This window comes from Faecousia intestinalis, from assembly GCF_040096185.1.
Taxonomy (GTDB): domain Bacteria; phylum Bacillota; class Clostridia; order Oscillospirales; family Oscillospiraceae; genus JAZOXB01.
In genome coordinates this window covers 1-519 of record NZ_JBBMFF010000133.1, presented here as the reverse complement: position 1 = coordinate 519, position 519 = coordinate 1, and the positions used below count along the sequence as shown (strand labels likewise).

Below are 519 nucleotides of genomic sequence, written 5' to 3'. Positions count from 1 at the left end.
GATGCACCTTGAAAACTGAACAAAGAGTGAATGAAGAAGCAAGTTATGAGAAGGCAACAGTAAGGAAACAAAAATTTAGGGTAATTGTTTACAATTTCAGCTAAAGAAAAACTTCTTTATGAGCCTGCATAATTCTGATAAGAAATAGTGAGAAACCAGAAACTGGAAATTCTACACTAGCTTGTAAGCGTTCCCGAGAGGGAATGCGGTTGGTCAAGCGAACAAGAGCGCAAGGGGAATGCCTTGGCATCAGGAGCCGATGAAGGACGTGATAAGCTGCGAAAAGCTTCGGGGAGCTGCAAATAAGCATTGATCCGGAGATGTCCGAATGGGGAAACCCACCTGAGCAAACCTCAGGTAACGCATGGTGAATCAAATAGCCATGCGTGGGGAACCGCCTGAACTGAAACATCTAAGTAGGGCGAGGAAAAGTAATCAACCGAGATTCCGAAAGTAGTGGCGAGCGAAATCGGAAGAGGCCAAACCGTACGTAGCAATATGTGCGGGGTTGTGGACGGC

At 46.1% G+C, this 519-nt stretch carries 1 rRNA gene; it reads left to right on the top strand.

Going from position 1 to position 519, the window contains the following annotated elements:
• Nucleotides 1–211: 211 nt before the first annotated feature.
• Nucleotides 212–519 (top strand): 23S ribosomal RNA (locus WMO66_RS02785); the annotation flags it as partial.